Annotated in this window: 18 protein-coding genes; 5 read left to right on the forward strand and 13 right to left on the reverse strand. The window is 41.9% G+C overall.

Annotated features, from left to right (window positions below; translation table 11 throughout):
• Positions 1-369: 369 nt before the first annotated feature.
• From hldE to L3V41_RS03990, 3 genes are read right to left on the reverse strand one after another with little or no spacing between them, the layout of a single operon-like run.
• Positions 370-1,812 (reverse strand): bifunctional D-glycero-beta-D-manno-heptose-7-phosphate kinase/D-glycero-beta-D-manno-heptose 1-phosphate adenylyltransferase HldE, encoded by a 1,443-nt coding sequence (gene hldE, locus L3V41_RS03980; protein WP_062568711.1) that lies wholly within the window; start codon positions 1,810-1,812, stop codon positions 370-372.
• Positions 1,812-2,402: an SIS domain-containing protein gene (locus L3V41_RS03985; RefSeq protein ID WP_237127194.1), complete on the reverse strand. Its 591-nt coding sequence runs from the start codon at positions 2,400-2,402 to the stop codon at positions 1,812-1,814. Before L3V41_RS03985 ends, hldE begins: the two co-directional genes overlap by 1 nt.
• Before the next feature lie 32 nt (positions 2,403-2,434).
• Positions 2,435-3,922: a capsule assembly Wzi family protein gene (locus L3V41_RS03990; RefSeq protein ID WP_237127195.1), complete on the reverse strand. Its 1,488-nt coding sequence runs from the start codon at positions 3,920-3,922 to the stop codon at positions 2,435-2,437.
• A gap of 156 nt (positions 3,923-4,078) precedes the next feature.
• On the opposite strand from L3V41_RS03990, the gene waaA reads away from it, so the two are divergent.
• Together waaA and L3V41_RS04000 are read left to right on the forward strand one after the other, a co-directional pair.
• On the forward strand, positions 4,079-5,338 hold the full coding sequence (waaA, locus tag L3V41_RS03995; RefSeq protein ID WP_237127196.1) for a lipid IV(A) 3-deoxy-D-manno-octulosonic acid transferase: 1,260 nt from the start codon (positions 4,079-4,081) through the stop codon (positions 5,336-5,338).
• Positions 5,339-5,378: 40 nt separating this feature from the next.
• On the forward strand, positions 5,379-5,921 hold the full coding sequence (locus L3V41_RS04000) for a DUF1415 domain-containing protein (RefSeq protein WP_062568708.1): 543 nt from the start codon (positions 5,379-5,381) through the stop codon (positions 5,919-5,921).
• A gap of 35 nt (positions 5,922-5,956) precedes the next feature.
• On the opposite strand, the gene L3V41_RS04005 is transcribed toward L3V41_RS04000, so the two are convergent.
• The 4 genes from L3V41_RS04005 to purL form a co-directional block, all read right to left on the reverse strand.
• The gene (locus L3V41_RS04005; RefSeq protein ID WP_062568707.1) at positions 5,957-6,292 is read right to left on the reverse strand and encodes a YdbL family protein; all 336 of its coding nucleotides are present in this window, start codon (positions 6,290-6,292) and stop codon (positions 5,957-5,959) included.
• Between the two features lie 9 nt (positions 6,293-6,301).
• Positions 6,302-6,484: a YnbE family lipoprotein gene (locus tag L3V41_RS04010; protein ID WP_062568706.1), complete on the reverse strand. Its 183-nt coding sequence runs from the start codon at positions 6,482-6,484 to the stop codon at positions 6,302-6,304.
• The gene (locus tag L3V41_RS04015) at positions 6,477-8,933 is read right to left on the reverse strand and encodes a YdbH domain-containing protein (RefSeq protein WP_237127197.1); all 2,457 of its coding nucleotides are present in this window, start codon (positions 8,931-8,933) and stop codon (positions 6,477-6,479) included. Before L3V41_RS04015 ends, L3V41_RS04010 begins: the two co-directional genes overlap by 8 nt.
• Positions 8,934-9,073: 140 nt before the next feature.
• Entirely contained in the window at positions 9,074-12,958 is a 3,885-nt protein-coding gene (gene purL, locus L3V41_RS04020; RefSeq protein ID WP_237127198.1) for a phosphoribosylformylglycinamidine synthase, read from the reverse strand.
• Between the two features lie 310 nt (positions 12,959-13,268).
• Between purL and mltF the strand changes: the two genes are divergently transcribed.
• Together mltF and L3V41_RS04030 are read left to right on the forward strand one after the other, a co-directional pair.
• Positions 13,269-14,747, forward strand: coding sequence for a membrane-bound lytic murein transglycosylase MltF (gene mltF / locus L3V41_RS04025; RefSeq protein WP_237127199.1), 1,479 nt, complete (start codon positions 13,269-13,271; stop codon positions 14,745-14,747).
• Between the two features lie 100 nt (positions 14,748-14,847).
• Positions 14,848-15,021, forward strand: coding sequence for a hypothetical protein (locus L3V41_RS04030; RefSeq protein ID WP_162898022.1), 174 nt, complete (start codon positions 14,848-14,850; stop codon positions 15,019-15,021).
• Here L3V41_RS04030 and tadA read toward each other — a convergent pair whose 3' ends face one another.
• The gene (gene tadA / locus L3V41_RS04035; RefSeq protein ID WP_062568702.1) at positions 15,022-15,519 is read right to left on the reverse strand and encodes a tRNA adenosine(34) deaminase TadA; all 498 of its coding nucleotides are present in this window, start codon (positions 15,517-15,519) and stop codon (positions 15,022-15,024) included.
• 231 nt (positions 15,520-15,750) lie between these two features.
• Here tadA and L3V41_RS04040 point away from each other — a divergent pair, with 231 nt between their 5' ends.
• Positions 15,751-17,055, forward strand: a complete 1,305-nt coding sequence (locus L3V41_RS04040) for an inosine/guanosine kinase (protein WP_237127200.1) — start codon at positions 15,751-15,753, stop codon at positions 17,053-17,055.
• A gap of 6 nt (positions 17,056-17,061) precedes the next feature.
• Here the strand turns inward: L3V41_RS04040 and glsB are convergent, their stop codons facing one another.
• From glsB to ftsY, 5 genes are all read right to left on the reverse strand, one after another.
• The gene (glsB, locus tag L3V41_RS04045) at positions 17,062-17,982 is read right to left on the reverse strand and encodes a glutaminase B (RefSeq protein WP_062568700.1); all 921 of its coding nucleotides are present in this window, start codon (positions 17,980-17,982) and stop codon (positions 17,062-17,064) included.
• Positions 17,983-18,061: 79 nt separating this feature from the next.
• Positions 18,062-18,925 (reverse strand): RNA polymerase sigma factor RpoH, encoded by an 864-nt coding sequence (rpoH, locus tag L3V41_RS04050; RefSeq protein WP_062568699.1) that lies wholly within the window; start codon positions 18,923-18,925, stop codon positions 18,062-18,064.
• Between the two features lie 238 nt (positions 18,926-19,163).
• Entirely contained in the window at positions 19,164-20,150 is a 987-nt protein-coding gene (ftsX, locus tag L3V41_RS04055) for a permease-like cell division protein FtsX (protein ID WP_062568698.1), read from the reverse strand.
• Complete coding sequence (ftsE, locus tag L3V41_RS04060; protein WP_062568697.1) at positions 20,147-20,824, reverse strand: cell division ATP-binding protein FtsE; 678 nt, start codon at positions 20,822-20,824, stop codon at positions 20,147-20,149. Before ftsE ends, ftsX begins: the two co-directional genes overlap by 4 nt.
• Positions 20,825-20,879: 55 nt before the next feature.
• Positions 20,880-22,742 carry a signal recognition particle-docking protein FtsY gene (ftsY, locus tag L3V41_RS04065; protein WP_237114436.1) on the reverse strand — a complete coding sequence of 621 codons (1,863 nt, stop codon included), beginning with the start codon at positions 22,740-22,742 and terminating at the stop codon, positions 20,880-20,882.
• Positions 22,743-22,822: the final 80 nt, after the last annotated feature.

Raw genomic sequence — 22,822 nt, forward strand, 5'->3', positions numbered from 1 at the left:
ATAACGATGATAATTTTAATTTTTAAATTTTAAAAATTAAAAACAAGCTCATAATGAAAAATAAATAGAACACAATATCAGTAAGTTAAAGGCGACTGTTAAATATGAAAATAAGCAGGCAGCAAAAAAACAGAACTTTAGTTTTATAGCGAGTTGTAATTTACTAGGAAGTAAGAACTTACTTTAAAGGTAAGATTAAAATATGACTATAAAGACTAATCACTGCTGTCATATTTTTCAGCTTGAATTGCCCCCTTGCTTGATCTAAATCAGGCTTTTACTTATTAACTAATAAGTAAAAGCCTTTATAAAAATCAGCTACAGACTGGTTGCTTCGTAAAGGGCGGAGAAAAGCCCAGCACTTTAGGGTTAAGGTTGTTTAATTTTACTAATCACGTTAGAGGTTGAGCACCCGTCAAGAAACTCAAGCACTTCAACTTTGCCACCATGACGCAGAACATGCTCTGCACCTGCAATTTGCTCAACGGTGTAATCCCCTCCTTTTACGAGTACATCAGGGCTGATCGTTTCAATGAGTTTGGCTGGTGTATCATGTTCTTCTACGCTACCAAATGGGATCACCCAATCGACAGAAGCAAGGGCACTTAATACCATTGCACGCTCTTGTAATGGGTTAATTGGTCGCTCAGGGCCTTTTAATCGTGAAATTGATTCATCGTTATTCAAGCCTACAACTAAGCGATCGCCTCTGGCTTTTGCTTGCGCTAAATAACGCACATGCCCTGCATGAAGGATATCAAAGCAACCGTTTGTGAAGACTATTTTCTCACCATTTTGTTTTGCAAACTCAATATGTTGTAAAACATCGTCAAACGGCGTTTGATAGTGCTCACCTGTTTGCTGTAAGTATTGGCCAAGTTTACGGCTAAGCTCTTCAGGAGACACGGTTGCGGCACCAAGCTTACTAACAGCAATCCCCGCCGCAAGGTTGGCAATTTCAACAGCATCCTTAGGCGTCATTCCAGCGCCTAACATGACCGCTAAGGTCGCGATAACCGTATCTCCCGCTCCGGTAACATCACTCACTTCAAGCTCTTGGGCTGCAAAGTCAAACTTTTCAGCTTCGCTTATTAAGGACATGCCTTGTTCTGAACGTGTTAATAACATAGCCGCAATACCTGCTTCGCTAATCAGCTTACGCGCGCTATCTGTTAAGCTTTGCTCTGAACCTGTTTGTCCACCAGCAAGTTTAAACTCGTTTAAATTAGGTGTTATGTAATCTGCACCACGGTATAAATTCAGATCCGATGATTTTGGATCGACAAGTACTGTTTTTCCGGCTTTTTTAGCAACCTGAATCATCGCCTGAATCAAGCTAAGTGAACCTTTGTTGTAATCTGAAAACAATACGAAATCGTAATCATCAAGCACTAGCTCTAAGCGGTTAAGTAATAATTGGCTGTGCTGCTCAGTAAAGGTTTCTTCTAAATCAAGGCGAACAACTTGTTGATGTCGGCTTATGACACGCATTTTAGAAATTGTAGGTAGCTCACAAACACTGACTAGCTGAGAATCTATTTTTTCCGAGCTTAAAATTGTTTCAAGGATCTGCCCACTTTCATCTTCACCGATCAGACCCAGCAACCCCACCTTGCCATCTAAACGGGCTATATTCTTTGCAACATTTGCCGCACCACCCGCCTTGTCTTCAAACTTACTAACTTTAACAATAGGTACCGGCGCTTCAGGTGAAATACGCCCTGAATCGCCATGCCAGTATCTATCTAGCATGACATCACCAACAACCAAAATACGTGCTTTAGAAAGATTTTTTAGTAACGCTAAATCCATTACTGTTGCTCCGCTACAACCATATCAATGGCTTCACACAACCAATGACCAATAAACATGTGCGCTTCTTGAATACGTGCTGTTTCGTCATTTTTAATAATAATCGGTAACTTCGCGATATCTTTCACTTTACCGCCATCGCGGCCTGTTAAAGCCACAGTATACGCACCAATTTCATTTGCAGCAGCCAGCGCAAGATTAATATTAGGGCTCGTGCCTGAAGTCGTTAAGCCAATCACTAAGTCATCAGCCTTACATAGCGCTTGAACTTGGCGTTCAAATACCGTGTCAAAGTGGTAGTCATTACTGTGTGCTGTCAGAATAGAGGTGTCTGTTGTAAGCGCAATAGAAGCAAGTGGGCCTCGCTCTAATTTATAGCGAACGACAAACTCTGCAGCAAGATGTTGTGCATCAGCTGCACTCCCACCATTACCAAACCAAATCACTTTTCCGCCAGCTTGTAATGTACTATGGCATGCTTCAAGAAGCTGCATTACTTCTGGGTGATAGGTTTCCATCGTTTCAAACAACATTTGATGACGGTTTAAACTCTCTAGGTAGCTTGCCGCTACAGAATCAAGATTAGACATAGATATTCCTCAAAAATAAATAACGGCTTCGCTTACCAAAATAATGCAACGGATAACCAAGTATAGTTCTCTCCAAACACATCTTCACCATAGGTCAGTGTTGTCTCGAGTGTGTGTTCATTCCATTGACGTGTATTACTCAATTGAAGTTCAGTTGCTTTTTCATAGTCTGCGCTTGTTTGCCCAAATTCATTTAAATAATTACTTTCGTTTTCAATTAAGGTTAACTTACCACGCCATAAAGAACTAAGGCTCTCATTGTAAGTAAGTTCCATACTATGTACTTGAGTAGGTGGCGCATCTGCATAAACCTTCGCAACACCATCTGCATGAAAATCACTATAACGCTGATCAGCTGCATAGTGGCCAGTCACAAATCCACCCACCGTATTGCCGTTAACTGGATAAATTTCATTTACATACCATAGGCTATGCATATTGGTATATTCATACCGTAATGACATGGCATCTGTCATTTTCGGTAAGAAAAAGCCAACATTGCTTACTGTGTTGCCAAATTGATAGTTTTTATGGTTTTTAGTGTCCTCACCGCCATACTCAAAATAAAGTTCAATGGGCATGCCCCAATTAAAGTTTACGCTACTGGTAATCGTCGCGTATTGATCGCCAAGTTCATTATCTTTACTACCTGTAAGGCCAGAGTTGTCGTTTCCAGCAGGGTCAAAAAATGCATCAAACACATCACCTGCATCAACCTTACGAGGACCACCACCAAATTGCATCATACGGTTGATGCCAATTTTCCAACCATCGATTGGTTCAATACTAAAATGAGTACCTGCAAGCTTAGGTGTACCACTATGGAGCTCATTTTGATAAAGGATACCGTTATCAACATGTTCTAATTCTGAATAGTACAGCTCAAAGTCGAAATTCCACCAATTATGCGCCGGTTGAACCATGCCTATCGATACCGATGGTGCTGTTTTTGCATTGGTAGAAATCACTTGTGCAGCGTGTTTAAATGGTGAGAACCAATGCTCTTTGTAACCAATATTTAATTGTAGATCTTCACCAGCAAAACTAACGAACGTATTGTAGTTTACAAACTTATTTGCTTTAGCACGATAATCAATACCAACTTGCACTAATGTGTAATCGTTAGCACGCCATATGCCTTCAAAAAAGCCTTGCCCCCATTCATCAGAGCCCAAGCCTCGCTGGTTCGCTATTTGTTTGCTTGTATCAGAGTCAACCTGAAGTTTCACGCCGACGCGAGTTATAGCATCATCACTTTGATAAGGTTTAATCTTAGCGCGAATAGCAGCGACCAATGCAGGCTCTGAATTTTTTAGTTTAGTGAGTGCAGTCTCGACTTCGGCCAACCGATAAGGTTTGGCCATCGGCGTACCAGAGGTCAGTGCAAATAGTGTATCTAGTTGATGATCAAGCTGTGCGTCCATGCCTATAGGTAAGTAGGCTGTGGGTGTTGCAAACAGTGGAGAGGAGCAACTAAGTAACACACCTACAATTGAGGCTTTTATCATTTTTAATTTCATAACTACATAGTCCCTATACAAAGTATTTGAAATATTACCAAATTCGACGCGTCGAAACACTTAAAACTCTTAAAGATAACTGTTTTTAACATTTTATATTCAGCTGAGCTATGTTCCACGTTATCATAGCGTTTTATCTATGTTGTAGGCACAGTGATGGCGCGTATTTTATACTCCTTGATTTTATATCTACTTAGCCCGCTTATTATCTTCTATCTATACGTGCTAAGAGGTAAAAAAAATGGCGGTTATCGTCATCATTTTGCGGAGCGCTTTGGTTTTTTAGCAACTAAAAAGCAAGATATTGTTATTCATTGCGCATCGGTTGGTGAGGTGCTTGCAGCAACGCCGCTCATAAAAGCTATCAAACAACACAATCCCAAGTTAAGTATTTTAGTAACATGCAATACCCCTACTGGCCGTGAGCAAATAAAAAACAACTTTCAAGACTCTGTTAATTGCTGTTATTTACCTATTGACTTTCCTTGCGCTACTCACCGCTTTTTAAAACGAGTTAAACCTCAATTACTGTGTATTTTGGAAACAGAGCTGTGGCCTAATTTAGTGGCACAAAGCAATAAACGTGGGATTAAAGTGCTTATTTTAAACGCTCGCCTTTCTGTTAAATCACAGCAGGGTTATCAAAAGGTGATGCCACTAACAAAAGTGATTATGAATTCAATAAGTGCTCTTGCAAGTCATAACCAGGATGATGCTAATCGTTTTATTGAGCTTGGTTTAAAGCCTGAAAAGGTGCGGGTATTTGGCTCTATTAAGTTTGATATCACGCCAACAAACGAGCAATTACATAAAGTCGCTGCTCTTAAGGAGCAGTATCACAACGAGCGCTTTATCTGGGTGGCAGGCTCCACTCACCCTGTTGAACATGAGCTTATTTTGAGTGCTCATGAAAAGCTGTTAAAAGCCTTGCCCAACGCTCTTTTAATTATTGCCCCGCGTCACCCTGAACAATTCGATAAAGTTGCTGAGCTATTAAAAAATTCAGCCATGAGCTTTAGTCGTCGAAGTGAGGATAACTATCGTAACCAACAGATCGTGCTAGCTGACACGTTAGGCGAGTTACAATGCTTATATGGTGTAGCGAATATCAGTTTTATTGGTGGAAGTTTAATAAAGCGAGGCGGTCATAATCCGTTAGAATCTGCTGCATTTTCTGTTGGCGTATTAGCAGGCCCTCATACTTATAACTTTGACCATATTTATCCTGAGCTAATTAGTGCTCAAGGAGCTGAAACCGTCACAGATGAAAATCACCTCGCTGACATACTTATCGCTTTAAGTAATGATGCAGAGCAAACTATCATGCTCGGTCACCAGGCTGCGAAATGCGTTGCTAATAATCAAGGTGCTATTAGCAAAACCGTCAATTTAATTGAGCTTTACTTAGAAAGTTAGAATAGATAAATAGAGAAATTACGTGAGTTCAAAGCACACTATGAATCGCCCAGAAAAACAAATGCGCGAATGGGTATCCAGCGTAATTGTAAAATACAATTTTTGCCCCTTTGCTCGTAAAGAAGTTGAAAGCAATTGCATTCATTATCAAATCAGTCAGTCAGTAACGATTGATGATGCAGTAATGGATATGCTTCACGAGTGTAACGAGTTAGACCAACAAGCACAGCGCGAAACAACCCTTTTGATGTTTGAGCAAGGCTTTAAGGACTTTGAAGAGTTCTTAGATTTAGTCGATTTAGCCAATGCGCTTTTAGTGGCGCAAGGTTATGAAGGTAAGTATCAAATTGCCAACTTTCATCCTGACTATGTATTTGCTGACAGTGATGACAGTGATGCTGCTAATTACACCAATCGCGCACCTTACCCAACGCTGCATTTAATTCGTGAAGCCAGCATGAGCGAAGCGCTAGAAAACTACGATGAACCTGAGTCGATTCCTGAGCATAATATTAAACTTGCAAGGCGCAAAGGCATCGATTTTTGGCAGCAGCTGTTAAAAAGCTGTATCGATAAAAAATAAAGCCAGCATTGCTGGCTTTTTAGTTAGTTCAAAGGCTATTTTTTTACCCACTCACCATTTACTTCAATATAATGGCCAGACTTTGTTTTCTCGATGGTTTTTGCTGCAGCAAGGGATTCCACTTGCGATAAAGACAGGTTGTTCTTTTTCGCGAGTTTTAAATACTGCTCTTTACGCTTAGCATTAATATCGCTAATAAGCGCTTTTGCTTCACTATTATTTACCACTAACCCTAAATACCCCGAGCTATCTTCACCTACCAAACCTTGGTTCTTTGCATCATCTAGGCTAATTGCCCAAGCAGAAAATGATAAACAAACAGCACTAATTAAAGTGATCACATTCAATTTTTTAAGTTGTAATTTACGCATGTTTGCTCCTTAGAATAATTCACTGTCATCACTGAATAGGGTATCAAGTTCTTTATCCACTTTAACGCGGATCTCATGGTCAACTTTTACGTTTAAGTTGATTGTAATTGGCTCTTTAGCCGCCACCTCAACACGGTGAGTACAGGCACTTAAAAGCCCTAAAGCCGTTAGCATTACTAACCATTTAGCCATCATTGCTTCCTTTTTTTGCATACTCTTTTTCAACTTTTTGAGTAATTTCGTCACTTAAGCGTAGTGCCCTTAATAAGGTGAAGATATTCTCTTCGTGGTTATAATTAAAATTAACCGCTTGTTGCTGTTGTTCATTATAACCTTGTAAGTTTACACCTAAATGCAACCAACCATCAGATTTAAGGTCAACGCTACTCTTTAGCTGTTTGATATCTAGGTTTTCTAACAAACTAAGTGTCGTACTCAGCTCTTGTTGTTGCGCTTTTACTGCTTCAAAACCAGCATTATTGGTGATTAGTAATTTACCATCACCTTGATTAACTAACTGCCCTTGTTTTACCTCTATACCTTGCTTACTTATTACGACAGGTAGAGTGCCAGCTAAGCGACCAGTTAGGCTAATTCCAGACTCAGCATCAAGGGTGACCAATTTGCTGGCATCAATATTTTCAAACTTAACGGTCGCGGTTTGGTTGTCTCTCAGTGGACAAAACTTATTAACCACAAATGCGCCACCCATAACCTGTCCGGTCAAATTAGCTGCGCAAGGCTGATTAGCCGTTACTTGCAATTGACCCTGTATGTTTTTGACCACGGCACCTGCACGCAGTTCATTGAGAGTAAATTTAGTTGGCACAATATTAAGCTGCCCTGAATTAAACTCCCCTTCAATCTCTATAGCAAAGTCATTAGCAAGGTAGTCATTATAAAGCACGCCTAGTTTTGCGATCTGAATATCCCCCTTTGCCTGCTGTAAATTCACATCGCCTTTTATGATCCCTGAAACAACACCATCAGTAATTGTCACGAGCGGTTCGAATTGGGAGATGATAGGGTTGAACTTTGATATAGCTTGTTCTGGTATCACTAACTCAAATGGGTGCGCAACCTTGGACATATGATGGCTGACAAGCGCCTCTAAGCCATCGGCAAACACATGATGCGTTGCTTGTAAGGCTCGGCTTTGCAAAGCGTTAGTCACTATTGAGAGCTTATTTAAGGTAATTTGTGGGGTTATTAATTTAGCAGCTGTGGTTTTTGCATCAATATCGGCAAATAACTCACCCACACTTAAGTCGCTATTTACACTGAGCTCATTATTGATTTTTAATACTTGAATCTCATTGTAGTTTATAGACTTAGCCTGACTACTTAGTTTAGCACTTAAGTGCTGCTCATCACTTAGTTGAGTAACAATGTGGCTAGTAAACTCAGTTATTTTTAGATCTGCTAAAAGCGCATTTTTAGCACTGATATCAGCGGTAAGTTTTTTAACTACGGGCTTAGAAAGCAACTCATCAACCCTCAAATTGCCACTAACCTGAATGCTATCAGCCTGAAAATCTAAAAACGTAGGGAGTGAATCCAATGACAGCTGAAAATCTGCAGTAACGCTTTTTTCATTCAAATGAGCATTGAGCTTAAGTTCATCAATATCTCTACTAATAAAATCAACCCTAACTTGACTATTAAGTGATGTAAGCGGGTTTTGTAAAGAAAGTGCCGTATTACTTACTGTAATCTCACTTTGCCCTTCAGTTGTTAGCAGTTTTACCATTGGGGCTGATAGCCGCTCACCTTCTATAGTAACAGGTTGTTCAATTTGTAACTGCCAATTAAGCGGTAACTGCGCTTTGATAAATGATTGATGTTGTTGATTTGCTATGTTGTTTAAACACTCGCGATTAGCGCTAAGCTGATTATTTAAAGCTGATAAATCAGCATACATAAACTGCTGATTTAATTGATACTTTGCACTTGCTTGTCCTTCAGCCGTGAAACTTAGCTCACATTGCTCTATAGCATGCTGATATCTTGCATTAATTACGCTTTCAATCGCAACAGTAATGCCATCAAACCTAAGCTGTGACTCGCTAGTAAAATGGCTACCTTTTGGTAACTCAATGAATCGCTCAGCTATTTTATCATCAAGGGCAATATTGGCTTTCACTTCATAATTAGATATTGCAACATCTGCGTTAAAGTCCCGTGAAACCGTAAATTGATTTAGGCGTTTTTCATGTATTGCCAACCTAACAGGGTTGTCGGTAAACGGTGAGACGACATCAAGCTGTTGAATGCTTATCAGCGGCCTTTGCTCAGGCAATGTTAGAGCAAGCTTTTTAAATTCAGTTTGCGTAGAGTTTGGTGCTTGTTTGCCAGCCAAGTTACTGACAGTCAAATTAGCTCGGGAAATTGTCACCTGCTGCTTATTCGCAATAATGCCTGCTAACTCAATTTGCTGCCCTTGATAGGTTAAGCATAATTTTTCGATATTTAAATCAAGCTTGCTGCTCAATGACCAGTCAATACAATGAAGCTCAACGCCACTTTTACCAAGCATAGGTGTTAAGAACCAGGATGTCAGTGGTAACCTGAATAGGTACGCCAAGAGCACAATGCTCAGTATGAACCCTAGCAACCCAACACTTACTCGCTTAAAACTCAAAAAACTCTCCTTGCCTTTGAACTTATACTCAGTCACAACTAACTTATTATAAACAAAAAGGCCACACATAATAGTGCAGCCTTTTTAGTTTAAACAGCTTGTATGAACCTAGCTTGTATAGCTAGGCACATAACTAAGTTCTAGCCAACGTTTTTACGTGCGTTGCGGAACATGCGCATCCATGGGCTATCCTCTTTCCACTCATCTGGGTGCCATGAGTTAGCAACAGTACGGAATACACGCTCTGGGTGCGGCATCATAACCGTTGCACGGCCATCAGTAGAGGTAATACCCGTGATACCTTCTGGCGAGCCATTCGGGTTAGCAGGGTATTGCGTTGTTGGGTTACCGTAGTTATCAACAAATTTTACTGCCACAGTACCTGACTCAAGCGCTGCTTTAATTGCATCGCTGTTTGCAAACTCAGCATGACCTTCACCGTGAGAAACAGCGATAGGCATACGTGAACCTGCCATACCATTAAAGAATACCGATGGGTTTTCTTGCACTTCAACAAGGCTAAAGCGAGCTTCAAAACGCTCTGACTTATTGGTTACGAAACGTGGCCAGTGCTCAGTACCTGGGATCAATTCTTTCAATGTTGAAAGCATTTGACAGCCATTACACACACCTAAGCTGAATGTATCTTCGCGGTGGAAGAAGCTTTGGAACTGCTCACGCGCCATCTCATTAAATAAGATTGACTTAGCCCAGCCTTCACCGGCGCCTAGTACGTCACCGTAAGAGAAACCACCACATGCCACTAAGCCTTTAAATTGCTCAAGTGTTAAACGACCTTCAAGGATATCGCTCATGTGCACGTCAACCGCAGCAAAGCCAGCGCGGTTAAATGCCGCCGCCATTTCTAAGTGAGAGTTAACACCTTGCTCACGAAGAATCGCCATTTTCGGCTTCGCACCTGTTGCAATGTAAGGCGCTGCAACATCTTCGTTTAAGTCAAAGTTTAGTTTTACGTTAAGACCAGGGTCTTTTGCATCAAATTTTGCATCAAACTCTTGCTTAGCACACTCAGGGTTATCACGACGCGCTTGCATTTGATAAGTTGTTTCAGCCCAAATAGTACGAAGCTCAGTACGGGTGTGGTTAAGAACCACATCATCACCACGAGTGAATACCACGCGGTCATCAGCGTTTAATGTACCAATTTCATGGCTGATAGCTGCTAAACCGTGATCAGCAAGAACCGCTTTCACTGCGTCTAAATCAGCGTTTGCCACTTGAATCACCGCACCTAGCTCTTCATTATAAAGCGCTTCGATGTCTGAACCTGTTAGGCCTGCAAGGTCCACTGTTACACCCGTGTGACCAGCAAATGCCATTTCAGCAACCGTAGTGAATAAACCACCGTCTGAACGATCATGATAAGCAAGTAGCTTGTTATCAGCAACAAGCGCTTGCATTGCTTCATAGAAGCCTTTTAATAGTGCTGGGTTATCAACATCAGGTGTTACATCACCTAGTTGCTTATAAACCTGTGCAAGGCTTGATGCACCCAGTCGGTTTTGACCCGCACCTAAATCAACTAATAATAGTGATGACTCACCTTTATCAGTACGTAGCTGTGGCGTTACTGTTTTACGCACATCTTCAACACGACCGAATGCAGTGATGATCAGTGATAATGGTGCAGTAACCGATTTTTGTTCACCGTTTTCATCCCATTGAGTTTTCATCGACATTGAGTCTTTACCCACAGGGATTGTTAAACCAAGTGCAGGACAAAGCTCTTCACCCACCGCTTTAACAGCCTCAAAAAGACCTGCATCTTCGCCTGGGTGACCTGCTGCAGCCATCCAGTTTGCAGATAGCTTAATATTTTCAAGGCCACCGATGTTAGCACATGCGATGTTCGTTAGAGACTCAGCCACCGCTAAACGAGCAGACGCACCGTAGTTTAAAAGTGCAGCTGGTGTACGCTCACCGAGTGACATTGCTTCACCGTGGTAAGTATCAAACGCAGCGGCTGTTACCGCACAGTTGGCGACTGGTACCTGCCAAGGACCCACCATTTGGTCACGCGCAACTAAACCCGTTACCGTACGATCACCAATGGTGATTAAGAATGTTTTCTCAGCAATCGTTGGTAAGCGTAATAAACGTTGTGCTGCATCTGCAGCATCAATGTTAGCAACGTCTAATGGTTGCGATTGTGCTTTTTTCGATTCCACTTCGCGGTGCATTTTTGGTGCTTTACCTAGTAATACATCAAGCGGAAGATCGACAGGACTGTTACCGAAGTGGCTATCTTCAACCGTTAAGTGACGCTCTTCTGTTGCTTCACCAATTACCGCATATTCTGCACGCTCACGTTTACAGATTGCTTCGAAGCGCGCGAAGTCTTCTGCCGCAACCGCTAATACGTAACGCTCTTGAGATTCGTTACACCAAATTTCGTGTGGTGCCATACCCGGCTCATCGTTTGGAATATCACGAAGTTGGAATTTACCACCACGACCACCGTCGTCGACAAGCTCAGGGAATGCGTTTGAAAGACCACCTGCACCCACATCGTGGATGAAAGCGATTGGGTTTGCATCACCTAACTGCCAACATTTGTCGATAACTTCCTGACAACGACGTTCCATTTCTGGGTTTTCACGTTGTACAGATGCAAAGTCTAAGTCTTCGTTTGATTGACCTGATGTCATACTAGACGCAGCACCACCACCTAGGCCGATGTTCATTGCAGGGCCACCGAGTGCAATTAATTTTGCACCTACTGGGATTTCACCTTTTTGAACATGCTCAGAGCGAATATTACCTAAACCACCAGCAAGCATGATTGGCTTGTGGTAACCACGTACCTCGATACCGTTATGGCTTGATACTTTTTCTTCATATGTACGGAAGTAACCAAGTAAGTTAGGGCGACCAAATTCGTTATTGAATGCCGCACCGCCTAGTGGACCTTCAGTCATGATATCAAGTGCATTAACGATACGACCAGGCTTACCAAAGTCAGTTTCCCATGGTTGCTCGTAACCAGGAATACGTAAGTTAGAGACTGTAAAACCGACTAAACCCGCTTTAGGTTTAGAACCACGGCCAGTTGCACCTTCATCACGAATTTCACCACCCGAACCAGTCGATGCACCTGAGAATGGCGCAATCGCTGTTGGATGGTTGTGCGTTTCAACTTTCATCAAGATTTCGATGTTTTCTTGATGATATGCGTACTCGCCTTCATTGTTCGGGAAGAAACGACCCGCTACTGAGCCTTTCATTACCGCTGCGTTATCTTTATAGGCAGATAACACGTTTTCAGGGTTTTGCTCGTAGGTGTTTTTGATCATTTTGAACAATGATTTTGGCTGTTCGATGCCATCAATTGTCCAATCAGCGTTAAAGATTTTGTGACGACAATGTTCAGAGTTTGCTTGTGCAAACATGAATAATTCGATGTCGTTCGGGTTACGCCCCAACTTTTGGAAGTTTTCTACCAAGTAATCAATTTCGTCATCTGCAAGTGCAAAACCTTGCTCAACGTTTGCTTTAGCAAGTGCTTCACGGCCACCACCTAAAATGTCAACTGATGACATTGGACGCGGTTCATCGTGACGGAATAATTTAGCTGCGTCAGCCATATCCGCGTGCGTTGCTTCAGTCATACGGTCATGTAATAACGCTGCGACTTCAGCTGTTTGTTCAGCTGATAGCTGACCTTCAACGTAGTATGCAATACCACGCTCAACACGGTGAACTTGGCTTAAGCCACAGTTATGCGCGATGTCAGTTGCTTTTGATGCCCAAGGCGAGATAGTACCTGGACGCGGCGTTACAAGAATTAACGTGCCAGCAGGGGTATGCTCGGCAATCGTTGGACCATAAGTAAGCAGCTTTTCTAGCTTTATTTGCTCATCGGCTGAAAGTTCAGCTGTAAGATCAGCAAAATGCATAAACTCGGCATAAACGTCAGTGACTGGAAGTTGTGCCTGTTGGCAACGCGCTAAAATTTTCTGAACTCTAAAATCGGAAAGTGCTGGTGCACCACGAAGGATCAACATAGGTATTTTCATCCGGGGTTAGGGATTGAACGATATTTTAGGCGCGTATTATAGTGCAAATAACGCCTAGATTTAACTCAAAATTGCGCTTTTATTTAAATAATCTTCATAACCGCTTTTACGTTTGCAACAATCGAGCACCCTAATACCCGTTATTTTTTCGCAGGTTCTTGTTCTGTATGACTTATCTATTTGCAACCTTGATGCCTTTATTAATTTAAAATAGATATATAAAACTATTCGCCAAGTGACGCAGCTTTGAAGTTTTGCTATAACGGTAAGGTAATGGTTTAAGGGGCATTTATAATCTATGCAAAAGTTACTCGCTATTTTTAGTTTAGTGCTCATGTTATGTGCATGCGATATGCAACAACAGCCTTCGCAACTAGCTCATATCAAGGCGCAGAATAAAATTAGAGTTGGTACTTTAGCCGGCGCGAGTAATTACTATCAAGCGCCACAAGGTGTGCAAGGCTTCGAGTATGAGCTTGCTCAAGAGTTTGCTAACTATGTCGGTGTTGAACTTGAAATGGTGCCCTTTTTTAACTTATCAGATATGTTCACCCGCCTAGAAAATGGCGACTTAGACGTAATAGCTTCAGGGCTTACGTACAATACGATTCGCGCTAAGCATTACCGCTTCGGTCCAACTTATCGCACAATTAGTCAGAAACTAGTTTACAAACAAGGCCGTGTCCGCCCCCGCGAATTCGACGATTTAACTGGCAACTTAACTGTGCTTGCAAAAAGCAGTCACTCACTTGCTTTACAGCAATTAAAACAACTTCACCCGACTTTGAGCTGGAATGAAACTGAGGACATGGATGAAGAAGAGTTGTTGCAAGCTGTGATTGATGGTGAGATTGACTACACCCTCGCTGACTCGCATACATTGTCACTGTTTCGCCGTTACCATCCTAATTTAAGCATTGGCTTTTCGGTCACCCGAAACGATCCAATTGCATGGGTTTTAAGAAAAGATGGTGATGACTCTTTATATGCTTTAATGGTGCCTTTTTTTGGCGATATAAAACAAACGAACCAGCTTTACGTACTTGAAGAAAAGTACTTTGGTCATGTACGCCAATTTAACTATGTAAATACCCTTGCCTATATCGAAGCGATTAAAGAAACCTTACCAAAGTACCAGCCTTGGTTTGAACAATATGCTGGTAATATTGACTGGCGCTTACTTGCTGCACTGAGCTATCAAGAATCGATGTGGAACCCTAAGGCTAAATCGCCTACTGGGGTCCGTGGTATCATGATGTTAACTCAAGCCACTGCCAAACAAGTTGGCGTAACCAACCGTTTAGCACCAGAGCAAAATATCAAAGGTGGCGCTGAATATTTAGCCCAGCTAATCTCTTGGATCCCTGAGCGGATCCCACAACCTGACCGTACATGGTTTGCGCTCGCTTCATATAATGTAGGTTGGGGGCATGTAAATGATGCGCGTATTATTACCGAACAAGAAGGTGCAAGCCCGGATAAATGGGCTGATGTGAAAAAACGTTTACCGCTTTTAATTAAAAAACGCTATTACCGTAAAACTAAATATGGCTATGCACGTGGTGATGTTGCCGTGAAATACGTTGATAACATTCGTCGTTACTATGACGCTTTAGTTTGGCTTGATGAAAATGACGCTATTTCAAACCCGAGTGATGAAGAAGCAATAACGCAACAAGAAGCCCCTAACTTGCCGGATAATGACAACAAGCAGAGCAAACCTGACAATGAGCAACAAGCTGCTAATACTGAACAAAACAAGTTAAACAATAACTAACCAATACAGCAGAAATCAGTTTACTTGTCATCAAATGATCATTATCTTCTAGAACAATATCCCAATTCATGCCATGCTTTCTCTCACTTTAGGAGCTCACATGTTAAAAAGAAGACGTACCACACATAAATTTAAACGTAATGTGATTTACTCTACAGCGACACGCCGTCGCATCATGCTACGTAACACACACAAAAAAGTTATTTGGCGCCGCCGTTTATTTGCCATGCAATTAATGGAAGCACAAGAAACCCCAGCAACGCCGGTTGTTTAACTAGGCGTTGCGAGCAGCAAGCTTCGCCGCTTTTTTCTCTTTTCTACGGCGTTTAAAAAACGCTGAAATTACCGCGCCACACTGTTCACTCATTACGTCACCGGTTACTTCAACTTGATGATTTAGTCTTGGTTCTTGTAATAGGTTCATAATTGACCCTGCAGATCCTGTTTTTGCATCTTTAGCACCAAATACCAAACGTTTGATACGACTATGCACTAACAATCCTGCACACATAGAACAAGGCTCTAAGGTCACATATAAAGTACAATCAATCAAACGATAGTTATTAAGTACTTTACCCCCTTCACGTATAGCCATCATCTCAGCATGAGCAGAGGGGTCATTATCAGTAATTGAGCGGTTATAACCATAAGCAATGAGTTGATTATCTTTTACCAGTACTGCACCAACAGGAATTTCATCAATCGCTTCTGCTTTACTTGCAAAAGTGAGGGCTTTTTCCATCCAATACTCGTCACTATATTGTTCGCTCATAAATCACACAAAACTTGTAAAACTGTGAGTAATTATACCTAGTTAGTCAATAAAAAGGGCAATAAATACTGCTACACTTAAAAATTAACGCAAATTTTAGTGGCTTTTTCATGGCTCAACGGACCCATATTGCGCTATAATCTCGCGCTTTTTTTATTTCGCTAATAGCAATTCAACTAGGTAAATTTGTTGATTTACAATTTGCAATTGATATCAATACACGGGTAGCAAATGAAATTTCCTGGACGCCGCAGGCATAAACATTATTTTCCAGTGGAAGCTAAAGATCCACTTACTAATCAACTCAACTCAACGGAACGACTACAACGTAGTTATATAACCGGTATCGATCAAATTGTGGTCGACATTGAAGCTAAAGTTGATCAAGCTTTCCTTGATGAATTTCAATTGCGCCGTGGTATGTCGCAAGTCATTGATAACGATATTACCAATGCCCTATACGACCGCCTAAAGCTCAATAATATGGTCGATTATGAGTTCGCTGGTGGCACTATTGGCAACACAATGCACAATTACTCAACACTTGCTGATGACCGCTCAGTACTACTTGGTGTGATGAGTGAAAATATCAAAATTGGTAGTTATGCATACCGCTTTTTATGTAATACCTCTAGCCGCGTAGATCTTAATTACTTACAACCGGTTGACGGACCCATCGGTCGCTGCTTTACCTTGATTGACGAAACGGGTGAACGTACTTTCGCCATTAGTGCAGGCCTTATGAACCACCTTCGCCCTGAATCAATTGATAAAGAACTCATTGAGAACTCTTCAGCACTGGTGATCAGCGCCTACTTAATGCGTACACAAGGCGATGAAACCATGACCGACGCAACAATGCAGGCTGTTAAGTATGCCAATGATGCAGGTGTCCCTGTGGTATTAACACTCGGCACTAAGTTCTTAATTGAACAAGACCCTACTTGGTGGGCTGAATTTGTTAAAGAACATGTTGATATTCTTGCGATGAACGAGGAAGAAGGTCTCGCCATTACAGGTTTTGAAGATCCGCTTCTTGCAGCAGATAAAGCCCTTGATTGGACTGACTTAGTGATATGCACAGCTGGCGAGAAAGGCTTATTTATGGCCGGTTATGTAGATGATTCATTCAAGCGCGAAACAGAATACCCGCTTCTACCAGGTGCAATCGCAGATTTTAACCGTTACGAGTTTTCGCGCGCAATGCGCAAAGATGACTGCCAAAACCCTATTCGTGCCTATAGCCATACCGCACCGTTTATGGGTGGTCCTGATAGCATCAAAAACACAAACGGTGCAGGTGATTGTGCGCTTGCTGCGGTATTACATGATTTATCAGCAAACGTTTACCACAAACTCAATGTGGCAAACTCAGCGAAGCATCAGCAACCTGCTATGACGTACTCATCGCTTGCACAAATTAGTAAATACGCTAACCGTGCAAGTTATGAAGTGCTTGTTCAGCACTCACCACGTTTATCGCGTGGCTTACCTGAACGTGAAGATTGTTTAGAGCAAGTATACTGGGAGCAGTAATCGCGACTAAAAAATCGAAATATCCAGTTTCTGGGATAAGCGCTCAAGGGCCGCTATCCCAGCCACTGAGTTACCATATGAATTTAAACGTGGTGCCCATACCGCAACCGTAAACTGATTAGGTAGTACTGCTAAGATTGTTCCAGATACTCCTGATTTTCCGGGCATACCGACACGGTAACCAAAGTCCCCCGCTGCATCGTATAAACCACTGGTAAACAGTAACGAGTTAAGTTGTTTATTTTGCCTTGCACTCAGCACTTTATTGCCGTTGGCATCTTTGCCCTGATTAGCGAGATAATTGTAAGCTTTTGCTAATTCAACGCAGTTCAATTCGATGGCACAGAAATTAAAATAAGCCCATAAGACATCATCTACTTCGTTATTAAAATTACCAAATGATTTCATTAAATGTGCCATGGCCGCATTGCGATGACGAAACTCATATTCAGAGTTAGCCACTTTTTTGTCGATTATGACGCTTGGATTCCCTGATAACTGCCGAAATGATTCAAGCATAGAATGCATCGGTGCAGACAGTCGACTGTAAAGCGCATCACATGTCACAATGGCACCAGCATTAATAAATGGGTTACGCGGGATGCCATGTTCAAACTCAAGTTGGGTCAATGAGTTAAACGCTGTACCAGAAGGCTCTTTACCTACTCGCTGCCATAATTCATCCCCATAACGCTGAAGCGCTAAAGTCAGGGTCATCACTTTAGAAACTGATTGAATAGTAAAACGCGCACTACAATCACCACCGCAGTAAGTTTGACCGTCTACGGTATGAATCGCTATAGCGAACTGATTTGGCTCAACCTCTGCTAACGCAGGAATATAGTCAGCAACCTTACCTTGGCTCAGTAATGGCTGAACTTCTTTGGTTATTTCATCTAATACATGTTGATAATCAATCTGTGACATACCGCGTCCTTAAAACAAAAAGCCCCGCATTTGCGAGGCTCTGTAGTCTACTAGAGATGGTTTGCTATAGCGATCGCTATTAGCTCATTGCTGATTGCAGCTTTTTCATCGCTGTTTTTTCTAGCTGGCGAACACGCTCAGCTGACACATTGTATTTTTCAGCAAGCTCTTGCAGTGTTGCTTTATCATCCGCTAACCAGCGCGCACTAACGATATCTTGCGAACGCTCATCTAGGGTTTTTAATGCGCTAAATAAACGTGCATGAGATTGCTCTTGCCATTGCTGCTCTTCAATATCATCAGCAAGGTCAGCACTGCCATCTGTTAAATACTGTACTGGCGAGTATGTGCTTGTCGGTGCGTCATCATTGTCGTCGCCCGTTAAATCGAAGCCCATATCTTGGCCACTCATACGTGATTCCATCTCACGTACTTCTTTTTCGCTAACACCCAGCTCGTTTGCAACGGTGCTAACCTCAGCTTGGTTGAACCAACCTAAACGTTTTTTGTTTTTACGTAGATTGAAGAATAACTTACGTTGCGCTTTTGTTGTTGCAACTTTCACGATACGCCAGTTTTTCAATACGTATTCGTGAATTTCTGCTTTGATCCAATGTACTGCGAATGAGACCAAACGAACACCGACACTTGGGTCGAAACGTTTTACCGCTTTCATCAGACCGATGTTACCTTCTTGAATCAAATCGGCTTGCGGTAGACCATAGCCTGAATAGCTTTTTGCAATGTGAGCAACAAAGCGAAGATGTGACATAATGAGTTGCTTTGCAGCATCAAGATCACCTTCTTCCTGAAGACGTGTCGCTAACTGTTTTTCTTTCTCAGCATCAAGCATAGGAATGGTGCTAACAGCTTGAAGATAGCCATCCATACTTGCGCTTTGTTGACCTACAGTAAGTGCCATTGCGTATAAATCTTTACTCATTTTTCACCTCAGTGATAAACATTTTAAAACCATCTTAGCACTCTTTAAGCGAGAGTGCTAATTTCAATTAAAAACTTTTTTGAACCTCAGATCAAGTGGTTTTTTTATCTATTTTTAGTTTACGCTAACACGCTGAATATGCGGTGAATTCTAGCTTTGATTGAAAAAGCGATAAATTAATTACTACTTTATTTAGCGCTAATAGAGCAGTGTAACAACGAATTGTTACACTTTATTGTTATACTTTATCGGGTTCTATTTCTTTTATATAGCGGCTAACTGATAAGTAAGACCCGACAAAGCCGAGTGCTGTTGCAAGTGCAACTAAAACGCCGAATTCCGACATTGTCAGACCGATTAAATCAAAGCTGGTTTCATAGACGCCCGCCACTTCACTAACCGCACTGCCTAGCCACCACATCATTAAAGCAACACAAATAAAAGAGAACAAACCACCAATAATACCGTACCACACCCCTGTCCATAAAAATGGCGCATGAATAAAGGTGTTTGTCGCACCGACAAGCTTCATCACTTGAATTTCTTCTTTTTTGTCCATTATCGATAAACGGATAGTATTACCAATGATTAAAGTAACAGAGGTTAATAATAGTAGGGCAATAGTGATGACGCTCTCTTTTAATAAACTTAATAGTGCATTCAAACGTTCAAGCCACGCGATATCAAGCTTACCAAAATCAACCTCACGCTCAGCCTCTAGTTTTTTAAGTAATTGCTCTGCTGCATTTGGTTGACGGTGACGAATGGTAGGCGTAACGATAACAACATCAGGCAGTGGATTTGCATCAAGGTATTCCAGTGCTTGGCCAAAACCAGATACCTGTTTAAACTCAGTAAGTGCATCCCCTTTTGAAATAAACTCCACTTTATCGATTTCAGGATAAAGAGCTAAACGTTTCACTAGGGTTTGCGTTTGTTGCTGAGTCATACTTTCTTTAACAAACAACGAAATTTCTGCCGCGTCTTCAAAACCACTACTCACTTGAGATACATTTTTAACCACTAAATACAAAGTGGCCGGTAAGGTTAAACTCAAGCCTAAAACAGCAATCGTCATCAGTGATGCAAGAGGTGTTCGCCACATTTCACCGAGGCTGTGCACACCTTGTCGAATAAGGTTCATTATAAAAAAGTAAGGCGAAGCAAAAAGTGATTTTTGTTGTCCCTCTGTTTGGCTTGAACGACTTTTGAATAATAAGCTCATAGTGTTTCCTCCGCTAACGGATCTTGAATCATTCGACCATCCTTTAACGTGAGGCTGCGGTAACGCATACGGGCAATCAAGCCAATATCATGAGTTGCAATTAATACCGTTGTACCATGGTGATTAAAATCCTCGAATAAGCGCAGGATATCCATTGAAAGCTCAGGATCTAAATTACCTGTTGGTTCATCAGCTAATAAAATTGGTGGCGAATTAACAATCGCTCTGGCTATTCCTACACGCTGTTGTTCACCACCAGATAAAGTAGCAGGGCTACATTTAGCTTTATCGAGCAAGCCAACCTTATCTAATGCACCATGAACACGTTTAGCAATTTGCTTGTGGTGCGTTCCTTCAATCACAAGCGGTAAGGCAACATTATCAAATACAGAATAACGCTCTAAAAGGCGATGGTTCTGAAAAATAATACCAATATCACGACGAATATACGGCACCTGGCGTGACTTAACGGCATTTAAATCCACACCATTTATTAGTACCTGCCCTGCTGATGGGCGCTCCATGAGGCTAATGAGCTTTAACAAAGTACTTTTACCAGCACCACTATGGCCTGTTAAAAAAGCAAGCTCGCCAGGCTTAATATGAAAGCTGACTTTTTCAAGGGCACGATGGCCCCCCGGATAGGTTTTACTGACTTGCTGAAAATTTATCATTTTAATTATCAATCATCTTACAGCTAAAAAGGGAGTTAACTCCCTTTTTAATTAGTTATGCATCGTCCTCATCTTGGCTAAACAGCGCATCAATGAAGTCATTACTGTTAAAAGTGCGCAGGTCGTCAATACCCTCACCAACACCTATGTAACGAATTGGAATATTAAACTTATCTGCTACAGCAAAGATGACCCCACCTTTTGCCGTACCATCTAACTTAGACAATGTGATACCAGTTAAACCAACGCATTCATTAAAAAGTTTTACTTGGCTAATCGCATTCTGACCCGTACCCGCATCAATTGTTAACATGACTTCATGCGGCGCATCAGGGTCTATTTTTTTCATTACGCGGGCTATTTTTTCAAGCTCTTGCATAAGGTTATCTTTATTTTGCAAACGCCCTGCTGTATCAGCGATTAACACATCTACATTACGTGCTTTTGCCGCTTGAAAAGCATCAAATACAACTGAGGCACTGTCTGCGCCAGTATGCTGAGCAATGACCGGAATGCTGTTACGCTCACCCCATACTTGTAGCTGCTCAACAGCAGCAGCACGGAAGGTGTCACCTGCGGCTAACATGACCGACTTACCTTCACTTTGGAATTGCTTCGCTAGTTTACCGATAGTCGTTGTTTTACCAACGCCATTGACACCCACCATTAAGATCACAAATGGCTTTTTATCACCTGAAACAACCAACGGCTGCTCAGCAGTTTTAAGCATATCAGCCATTTCTTGCTTCATTAACTCATAAAGAGCATCACCATCTTTTAACTGCTTACGATCCGCTGCATCAGTTAGGTTATCAATCAACTTCATTGTTGTATCAACACCTAAATCTGCTGTTAATAGCTGTGTTTCTAGTTCTTCGAATAACTCATCGTCTATTTTCTTACCACTAAAGATAGAGGCAAAGCCAGAGCCAATATTAACGCGAGTTTTTAATAGACCTTTTTTAAGGCGTGCGAAGAAACCTTCTTTCTTTGGTTTTTCAGCTGCGGCTTGTGCAGCTTTCTCTTGCTCTAAACGTTCAGCTTCAGCCTTTTCTGCTGCAATACGCTCTTGTTCTAGACGCTCAGCTTCCGCCTTTTCAGCAGCAATGCGTTCTTGTTCAACACGTTCCGCTTGTGCTTTTTCTGCTGCAATGCGCTCTTGTTCTACACGCTCAGCTTCCGCCTTTTCAGCAGCAATGCGTTCTTGTTCAACGCGTTCCGCTTGTGCTTTTTCTGCAGCAATGCGCTCTTGTTCTACACGCTCAGTTTCCGCCTTTTCAGCAGCAATGCGTTCTTGTTCAACACGTTCCGCTTGTGCTTTTTCTGCTGCAATGCGTTCTTGTTCAACGCGTTCCGCTTGTGCTTTTTCTGCTGCAATGCGTTCTTGCTCTAAACGCTCTGCTTCTGCCTTTTCTGCAGCAATGCGTTCTTGCTCTAAACGCTCTGCTTCTGCCTTTTCTGCAGCAATGCGTTCTTGCTCTAGACGCTCAGCTTGTGCTTTTTCTGCTGCAATACGCTCTTGCTCTACACGCTCTGCTTCTGCCTGCTCTACTGCAACTTGCTCGGCTTCACGCTGCGCCTTTTCAGCAGCAGCTTGCTCAGCTTCACGCTCTGCTTTTTCAGCGGCAACGCGTTCTTGCTCTAATTTCATTGCTGCTTCTTGCTCAGCGAGACGAGCTTGTTGTTCCAGACGTTGTTGCTCTGCCGCTTGCTGCTCTTGAGCTAAACGTTCAGCTTCCGCTTTTTCTGCTGCAATGCGCTCTTGCTCTAAGCGTTCAGTTTCCGCCTTTTCGGCTTCAATACGCTGTTGTTCTTCTAATTGCTTCTGGTTATCAGCCTCTTTTGCTGCTTGCTCTGTTTGTTGTTTTTCTGATTTGCCAAAACCAAACCAAGACAAGAATTTATTTTTTTTTGCCATACTTGCTAATAACCACTTATAAAAATCTGATAAACTTACATGAATAATAGGTTGGTGATAGTTCAGCTACTTTCAGCCAA

The organism is Pseudoalteromonas sp. L21 (assembly GCF_021728035.1).
Classification (GTDB): Bacteria; Pseudomonadota; Gammaproteobacteria; order Enterobacterales; family Alteromonadaceae; genus Pseudoalteromonas; species Pseudoalteromonas arabiensis.

Coding starts and splice junctions, on each gene's coding strand:
- hldE (WP_062568711.1), bottom strand. CDS start 1,812: ATGGATTTAGCGTTACTAAAAAATCTTTCTAAAGCACGTATTTTGGTT.
- L3V41_RS03985 (WP_237127194.1), bottom strand. CDS start 2,402: ATGTCTAATCTTGATTCTGTAGCGGCAAGCTACCTAGAGAGTTTAAAC.
- L3V41_RS03990 (WP_237127195.1), bottom strand. CDS start 3,922: ATGAAATTAAAAATGATAAAAGCCTCAATTGTAGGTGTGTTACTTAGT.
- waaA (WP_237127196.1), top strand. CDS start 4,079: ATGGCGCGTATTTTATACTCCTTGATTTTATATCTACTTAGCCCGCTT.
- L3V41_RS04000 (WP_062568708.1), top strand. CDS start 5,379: ATGAATCGCCCAGAAAAACAAATGCGCGAATGGGTATCCAGCGTAATT.
- L3V41_RS04005 (WP_062568707.1), bottom strand. CDS start 6,292: ATGCGTAAATTACAACTTAAAAAATTGAATGTGATCACTTTAATTAGT.
- L3V41_RS04010 (WP_062568706.1), bottom strand. CDS start 6,484: ATGGCTAAATGGTTAGTAATGCTAACGGCTTTAGGGCTTTTAAGTGCC.
- purL (WP_237127198.1), bottom strand. CDS start 12,958: ATGTTGATCCTTCGTGGTGCACCAGCACTTTCCGATTTTAGAGTTCAG.
- mltF (WP_237127199.1), top strand. CDS start 13,269: ATGCAAAAGTTACTCGCTATTTTTAGTTTAGTGCTCATGTTATGTGCA.
- L3V41_RS04030 (WP_162898022.1), top strand. CDS start 14,848: ATGTTAAAAAGAAGACGTACCACACATAAATTTAAACGTAATGTGATT.
- tadA (WP_062568702.1), bottom strand. CDS start 15,519: ATGAGCGAACAATATAGTGACGAGTATTGGATGGAAAAAGCCCTCACT.
- L3V41_RS04040 (WP_237127200.1), top strand. CDS start 15,751: ATGAAATTTCCTGGACGCCGCAGGCATAAACATTATTTTCCAGTGGAA.
- glsB (WP_062568700.1), bottom strand. CDS start 17,982: ATGTCACAGATTGATTATCAACATGTATTAGATGAAATAACCAAAGAA.
- rpoH (WP_062568699.1), bottom strand. CDS start 18,925: ATGAGTAAAGATTTATACGCAATGGCACTTACTGTAGGTCAACAAAGC.
- ftsX (WP_062568698.1), bottom strand. CDS start 20,150: ATGAGCTTATTATTCAAAAGTCGTTCAAGCCAAACAGAGGGACAACAA.
- ftsE (WP_062568697.1), bottom strand. CDS start 20,824: ATGATAAATTTTCAGCAAGTCAGTAAAACCTATCCGGGGGGCCATCGT.
- ftsY (WP_237114436.1), bottom strand. CDS start 22,742: ATGGCAAAAAAAAATAAATTCTTGTCTTGGTTTGGTTTTGGCAAATCA.